The sequence below is a fragment of the Paracoccus sp. (in: a-proteobacteria) genome (assembly GCF_047973135.1).
Classification (GTDB): domain Bacteria; phylum Pseudomonadota; class Alphaproteobacteria; order Rhodobacterales; family Rhodobacteraceae; genus Paracoccus.
This window is the reverse complement of sequence record NZ_JBKEBL010000226.1, coordinates 1-7,319: the sequence shown is the minus strand read 5'-3', so window position 1 is coordinate 7,319 and position 7,319 is coordinate 1. Positions and strand designations below refer to the sequence as shown.

6 protein-coding genes are annotated in these 7,319 nt (G+C 65.3%); 5 read left to right on the top strand and 1 reads right to left on the bottom strand.

The window, feature by feature from the left end; translation table 11 throughout:
• The 4 genes from ACK5L9_RS16865 to ACK5L9_RS16850 all read left to right on the top strand — a co-directional run.
• A partial coding sequence (locus ACK5L9_RS16865) for a dihydroorotate dehydrogenase electron transfer subunit (RefSeq protein ID WP_416912617.1) occupies positions 1 to 618 on the top strand: 618 nt, incomplete at its 5' end.
• On the top strand, positions 612 to 1,559 hold the full coding sequence (locus ACK5L9_RS16860; protein ID WP_416912616.1) for a dihydroorotate dehydrogenase: 948 nt from the start codon (positions 612 to 614) through the stop codon (positions 1,557 to 1,559). The genes ACK5L9_RS16865 and ACK5L9_RS16860, both read left to right, overlap by 7 nt.
• 1 nt (position 1,560) lies before the next feature.
• Positions 1,561 to 3,687: a hydantoinase/oxoprolinase family protein gene (locus tag ACK5L9_RS16855; protein ID WP_416912615.1), complete on the top strand. Its 2,127-nt coding sequence runs from the start codon at positions 1,561 to 1,563 to the stop codon at positions 3,685 to 3,687.
• Entirely contained in the window at positions 3,684 to 5,411 is a 1,728-nt protein-coding gene (locus ACK5L9_RS16850; RefSeq protein ID WP_416912614.1) for a hydantoinase B/oxoprolinase family protein, read from the top strand. The genes ACK5L9_RS16855 and ACK5L9_RS16850 overlap by 4 nt, the downstream gene beginning before the upstream one ends.
• Before the next feature lie 568 nt (positions 5,412 to 5,979).
• Here the strand turns inward: ACK5L9_RS16850 and ACK5L9_RS16845 are convergent.
• A complete protein-coding gene (locus ACK5L9_RS16845; protein WP_416912613.1) occupies positions 5,980 to 6,468 on the bottom strand; it encodes a MarR family winged helix-turn-helix transcriptional regulator in 489 nt (162 codons plus the stop codon).
• A gap of 159 nt (positions 6,469 to 6,627) precedes the next feature.
• Here ACK5L9_RS16845 and ACK5L9_RS16840 point away from each other — a divergent pair.
• Positions 6,628 to 7,319: CoA transferase (locus ACK5L9_RS16840; RefSeq protein WP_416912612.1), on the top strand; the 692-nt coding region annotated here is incomplete at its 3' end.

Genomic DNA, 7,319 nt, shown 5'->3' with positions numbered 1-7,319 from the left:
TACCGCATCGACCGGGACAACGGGCGGCTGGAATTTCTGTACAAGATCGTCGGCAAGGGCACGCGCACGCTGGCCCGGCTGGAACCGGGCGATACGCTTGGCATCCTTGGGCCTCTGGGCAAGGGGTTCAGCCTGACAGGGCGACGGCACATCGTCCAGATTGCGCGCGGGGTCGGGCTGGCGACGCTGGCCCCTGTGGCCGAAGCCGCCGGCGCGCAGGGCATCAGGACGACCGCGATCCTCAGCGCGCGCAGCCCCAAGCTGCTGATGTCGCAGGATTACCTGCGCAGCGTCGGGGCCGATGTCATCGCCGTGACCGACACCGAGGGCACCAGCGCGCCCGAACATGTCGAACGGATCGCGCGGCGGCTGATCGGCGACGAGGGCGGCGACTTGCTGCTGACCTGCGGTTCGAACCGCCTGCTGGACCTGTGCCGCAGGCTGGGCCGCGAACATGCCGTCGCCGGGCAGGTCGCGCTGGAACAGAACATGGGCTGCGGCATGGGCATGTGTTTTGCCTGTGTGCGGGAATTTCGCGGCACGGACGGCAAGGCGACCTATCGCAGGGTATGCTGGGACGGCCCCGTCTTCGACATTCAGGAGGTGATGTCATGGTAGACATGTCGGTGAATATCGGCGGCCTGCGGCTGTCCAATCCGGTGATGCCCGGATCGGGCACATTTGCCGAGGGGATGGCGCGGGTTCTGGATCTGAACCGCCTTGGCGCCATCGTGACGAAAACCTTCACTCCCCATATCCGCGAGGGCTGCAAACCGCCGCGTGTGGTGGAATACAAGGACGCCTCGCTGATGGCGATCGGCATTCCCAGCAAGGGGCCGCAGCACTATATCCGTGAGGTGGTGCCCCTGTATCGGGACTGTACCGCGCCGCTGGTGGCCAGCATCTCCGCGCCGACGGTCGAGGATTTCGCGCGCCTTGCCGCCATGGTCAGCGTCGAAGGCGTCCGCGCACTGGAAATCAACGTCTCGTGCCCCAATCTGGAAAAGGACGGCAAGGCATTCTCGATGGAGCCCGATGCGACGGCACGGGTCGTTGCCGCGATCAGGGCCACGACGCCGCTGCCCATCTGGGCCAAGCTGACCCCGAATGTCACCGACATCGCGCAGATCGCGCTGGCGGCGGAACGCGCTGGCGCCGATGCAGTGACGGTCTGCAACGGTATGCTGGGCATGGCGGTTGACATCGAAAATTTCCGCCCCGCACTTGGCAATATCACCGGCGGCGTGACCGGCCCGGCTCTGAAGCCGGTAATCCTGCGCATGTGCTGGCAGGTGGCGCAGGCGACGGGGATTCCGGTGATCGGCTGCGGCGGCATTGCCACGGCAGAGGACGCCATCGAATACATGATGGCCGGGGCAAGCGCGGTGCAGGTCGGCACGGCGAATTTCATACATCCCCGCGCCATGCTGGATGTGATCGACGGGATAAGGGCGTTTTGCCTCCGCAAGGGCCTGACCCGCGCCTCGGATCTGACCGGCGCGATGCGGACCGAAGGATTTGGCGGCGACTCGGCCGGAACGGAATTGCAGGTATCGTGACATGAGCAAGAACCAGACGAACCCCGCAGGCGGGACCGATCTTTCCAGGGTACGCGTCGCTGTGGATGTGGGCGGCACCTTCGTTGATGCCGTGCTGACGGATATGCAGGGACGGGGTCTTGCCGCCGCCAAGGTGCCGACCACCCCGGAAGATCGCGCCATCGGCGTGATGAACGGCATCGCTGCGGTCTGCACGAGGGCCGGGATCGCGCCGGAAAACGTGGCCGAGGTCGTTCACGGATCGACCACCGGGACCAATGCGCTGATCGAAAGGACCGGCGCGAAGGTCGGGTTCCTGACGACGAAGGGCTTTCGCGACGTTCTGGAAATTGGTCGCGTCATGCGCCCGATGGCAGGGCTGTACGACATCACCGTGGACAGGCCCCCGCCGCTGGTGCCCCGCGCGCTGTGCCGCGAGGCGGTGGAACGGATGGATGCGCAGGGCGAGGTCGTCACCCTGCTGGACGAGGCGTCGGTCATGGCCGCCGCGCAGGCGTTCCGCGCCGAGGGCGTCGAGGCTGTCGCGATCTGTTTCCTTTTCTCTTATCTGAACCCCGACCATGAAAGGCGGGCAGCCGCGATCATGGCGCAGGCTCTGCCCGGCATGCCCGTCAGCCTTTCGTCGGAAATCAGTCCCGAATACCGCGAATACGAACGCGCCTCGACCACGGTGATGAACGCCTTTCTGTCGCCGGTCATGCGCGCCTATCTGCAAAACCTTGAGGACCGGCTGGCCCAGGGCATCGGCGCGGCGCGGCTGTCGGTCATTCAGGCGAATGGCGGGTCCACCTCGGTCGGTTTTGCGCGCGAAAGGGCCGTCACCACCGTCAATTCCGGCCCGGCAGGCGGAGTCGTGGCCGCTGCATATTATGGGCGGCTGCATGACCGCGACCGCATCGTCTCGGTCGATATGGGCGGCACCTCGTTCGATATCGGTCTGATCGAGGGCGGGGCCTCGCGGGTAACGACCGAGGGCGATTTTCAGGGACTGCCGGTGAAAATTCCGATCATCGACCTGCATATCATCGGCGCGGGGGGAGGTTCCGTCGCGTGGATCGATCCGGGCGGGGCGCTGAATGTCGGGCCACGTTCCGCCGGGGCGGAACCGGGGCCGGCCTGTTACGGGCGCGGCGGGACCGAGCCGACGGTGACGGATGCCAACCTAGTGCTGGGGCGGCTGAACCCCGACAATTTCAACGCAGGCCAGATGGTACTGGATCGCGATGCCGCACGCCTTGCCGTGGGCCGGCTGGCCGACAGCATGGGCGTCAGCATCGAAGAGGCCGCATTGGGGATCATCCGCATCGTGAACGCGAACATGACCAGGGGCATCGCCGCCGTGACCATCCAGCGCGGCATCGACCTGCGGGATTTTACGCTGTTTTCCTTCGGCGGGGCCGGGGGTGTGCATGCCGTTGAACTGGCGCAGGAATTGCAGATGGCCGAGGCAATCATTCCGCCCCTGCCCGGCACATTTTCAGCCGTGGGCCTGCTGGCAACCGAGATGCGCCACGACTATGTGGATGCCCTTGGCGGCGTGATCGCGCAAGAGGCGGATCCCGCAGATCTGGAGGCGCGATTCAAGGCGATGGAGGCGCAGGGCCACAAGGAACTGGCGCGGCAGGGCTTTGGCGCGGATGCGATCCGTACAACCCGGCTGGCCGATCTGAAAGTCGTGGGCCAGACCTACGAGCTTTTGCTGCCCCTGCCCGACCAGGGCAGGCTTGGCCCCGGCGGGGTGGCCGCGCTGCTGGCCGCGTTCGGCGATCTTTACCGCGACCGCTATGCCTTTTTCTTCGAGGACGAACCCGTCGAGATCGTCAACCTGCGTGTCAGCGCCGAAGGCATCAATCCGGCGGTGATCTTTCCCGAGACCGGGCTATCCGGCCCCGATCCCTCGGTCGCCCGAACCGGTGCCCGCCAGGTCTTTTTCGCCGGAACCGGCTGGACAGAAACCCCGGTATTCCGCCGCGAGGCGCTGACCGGCGGGATGCGGGTCAGCGGGCCCGCGATGATCGAAGAGGAAACCTCGGCAACGCTGATCCCGCCCGGCATCACGGCCCGCGTGGCCGCCGATCACGGGCTGATCATCGACCTGAAAGGCGCAGGAAGGGAAACCGGGACATGATGAACGACCTTATCGCGATGCAGGTGATCCGCTATGCATCAGAGCAGATTGCCGATGAGATGGGGCATACGCTGGTGCGCACTGGCCGTTCGACCATCATCACCGAAATCAAGGACATCTCTTGCGTGATCACCGACGCGAAGGGCCAGACCGTCGCGCAGGCGCATCACACACCAAGCCTGCTGGCCGGGTTCGAAATCACCATGAAAGAGCTGGTCGCAACCTATCGCCCCGAAGACCTGTCGCCCGGCGATGTCATCGTCATGAACGACCCCTACAAGGGCGGGCAGCATGTGATGGACCTGTACGCCATCGCCCCCGCCTTTCATCAGGGCGAGCTGATCGGCTTTGTCGGCAATATCACCCACCATTCCGACATGGGCGGCATGGCGGCAGGCGGTGTCGCCGGGGGCGTGCGCGAAATCTATCTTGAGGGGCTGCGCCTGCCCATGGTCAAGATCATGAAAGCCGGGACCGAGGACCGCGAGATCGTCGGCATCATCGAAAACCAGATCCGCCTGCCCCGGACGACACTGGGGGACATCCGCGCACAGATCAGTTCGCTGATGGTGGGGACCGGGCGGCTGGACCGGCTGTTTTCCCGCTATGGCAAGGTGTCGGTACAGGCGGCCTGGAACGCGCTGCTGGATTATTCCGAACGCCGGATGCGCAAGGGCCTGCTGGACATACCCGATGGCGTTTACGAGGCCGAGGATTTCATCGACGATGACGGCGTGAACGACCGCCCTATCCGGGTGGCGGTCAGGGTCACTATCAGCGGCGACCGGGCCATTGTCGATCTGACCGGCAGCGACGATCAGGCCGAGGGCAACACCAACTCGACCATCGCCAATACCCATGCAGCGATCTATTATGTGATGATCGCCGTCGTGGACCCGCACGCGCCGCCCAATTCCGGCTGTTACCGCCCCATCGAGGTCGTGACGCGCAAGGGCAGCATCGCCGATCCCCTGCCACCCGCTGCCGTGGCCTCGCGCACCAACGCATCCGCCAAGATCGCCGAGGCAATGTTCTTTGCTCTGTCGGCGGCAGTGCCGGATCGCGTCTGCGGCGGCAGTCACGGCCAGATCACGACCTGCGGCTTTTCCGGTCTCGATCCGCAAAGCGGCCAGCGGTTCATCTATACCGACATTCAGGGCGGCGGAAATGGCGGCCGGCCGGCAGCGGACGGCGCGGACGGGCAGGACAGCCATTTGCCGCGCTTCATGAATACGCCCGTCGAGGCCGTGGAAAGCCGCTTTCCCATCCGCATCGACTGTTACGAATTCGTGCCCGATACCGGCGGGGCGGGCAGGTTTCGCGGCAGCCTCGCGCTGCGCCGCGACATCCGGCTGCTGACCGGACCGGTCAGCTTTGCCCGCTATTCCGACCGCCACAAGATCGCCCCGAAAGGGGTCTTTGGCGGCAAGGAAGGAAGCTGCGGCAGGATCACGCGCAACCCCGGCAGCAAAGATGCAGAGGTGCTGAAATCCAAGGGGCTGGACATGGTCGCGGCAGGCGATGTCGTGCGGCTGCAACTGCCCGGAGCAGGCGGTTATGGCGACCCGCTGACCCGCGATCTGGGCGCGATTGATCGCGACCTTCGCGACGGAAAAGTCACCCCCGGCGCAGCGGAACGGGATTATTCCGTTGTGGTGGATGCCTCGGGCATCAGGGTGGACCGCAAGGCCACCGAAAGGCTGAGGAACGGCGGGCATGGCTGACCGAAGCTGGTTCTGATCACAAAAATATGCGCGAGCCACAGCGTCAGGTCATGGCACCACACACCACTGCCATTCCCTTCCGGGGGCCGAGGTGTGACGGCCCTGCCGGATGATTTGCGTCCCGCGATAGCCGGGGGGGTTGCACCCCCCGGACCCCCTGCAAAGCCTGCGGCAGCAAGACGCGGAACGGTTCTGACCGGTCACTCAATAACCGTCGGCAACCACCATTCCCGGCATCCGCCAGAGCGTTACCGCGCCGCACCCGCCGCCGAAGCCGGCTGTCATCTGTGCCCGACACAAGGCCGGCGAACGACCGCGGGTGGGCCCCTCTGACGGGCGGGCGGGGCGCTTTACGCCCACCACCCGCAGACCGCCCGCGCGCGAAGCGCGCGCCCGGCCTGTGCGGCAGCACGCGGGTCGGGCTTTGCCCGACCCGCACCCCCCTTTCCACCCCTGCCAGATCGGGTGCTTGCAGAGCACGGTAAGGGTTACGCATACCCGGTCGTCGCGCCCCTGTGCCCGTTCTGACGACATCCGGCGGACAGCCGGGCGTTCCGGTGGCGGGGGCTTAGTCCTCCAGCCTGTCCCGCAACTGTTTCAGCAGTTCCACCAGTCGCTGATAGTTGCGGGCCCCCAGCTTGCGGCGGGCGGTATCCTCGATCACCATCACCTCGTCGAACAGCGTGTCGCAGGCCGCCTCGCCTGCCGGGGTCAGGCGGACGCGGTTGGCGCGACCGTCCCCCGGATCGCCCTTGCGGCTGATCCAGCCGGCTTCCTCAAGCTTTTTCAAGACAGGCACCAACGACGACCGTTGCAGGCCGACCGCCTCGGCGATGGCGGTCTGGGTCGCCTCGGGGTTGTGGCGGATGATGTAGAGAATAGGAAAATGGCCGAGCGGAAGGTCTGTTCCGGTCTGGCTTTTGCGGGCACGTTCCATCACTGTGCTGGCCAGACGAAGCTGAAAGCCGACATTGCCGTCCAGCGGGCCGAACGCGATCCCGCCCTGCCCTGCCCCACTCTGGCCTGCCTTCTCGTCGCTTTTCCGGTCCCTGCCCACAGCGCCCTCATGTTTTGTTTGAAATCGAACAATAATCCGACTATGATTCCTTGATACGCAAGAGTGATTTCACAGGAACGCCACTGAAACAAGCGGCTGCCCCGGCTGATGGCCGGATCGTGCGGCCCGCCGGGTCGCGTGCCAGAAACGGAGGGCGAGTTGACGAAGCGGACCGTGATTTCGATGGAACAGGCGCTTTCGCTGCCCTATGCAACGCTGCGCTTTGCGCATCTGGGCTGGCGGGTGATCAGGCTGGAGGCCGCGACGGGCGGCCCTCATCCCGGCGATCCGAACCGTTATATCGGCAGTCCTGTCGCGGGGATTGAACCCTGTTCCTATTTCCTTGCCCAGAATGTCGGCAAAGAGGCCATCGCGCTGAACCTCAAATCGCCCGAGGGGCAGGCGGCCCTGCACCGGCTGATCCGGGAACTGGATGCCGATGTCTTTTGCTGCAATACCATTCCGGGCCGTTACGAACAGCTTGGAATAGATTACGAAACGTTGCGCAAGGTGAAGCCGAACCTGATCTGGGCCGGGATCTCGGCCATGGGGCCCGACCATCCGACGGTGCCCGGCTATGACCCGATCACTCAGGCGATGGCGGGTTATATGGAGGTGACGGGCTTTGACGACGGGCCGCCGACAATGGCAGGCATCCCGCTGGTGGATCTGAAGGCCGGTGACGAGGTTTATGCCAATGTGTTGCTGGCCCTGGCCGAGGGGGCCGACCGGCAGGGCGGGCGGCGGATCGACGTGTCCATGTTGCAGGCGGCGGCCTCGTGGCTGGTAACGCTGCTGCCGCTGATCGATCTGGATTGCGGCCCCGAGGAAATCACCCGCTGGGGCAATGC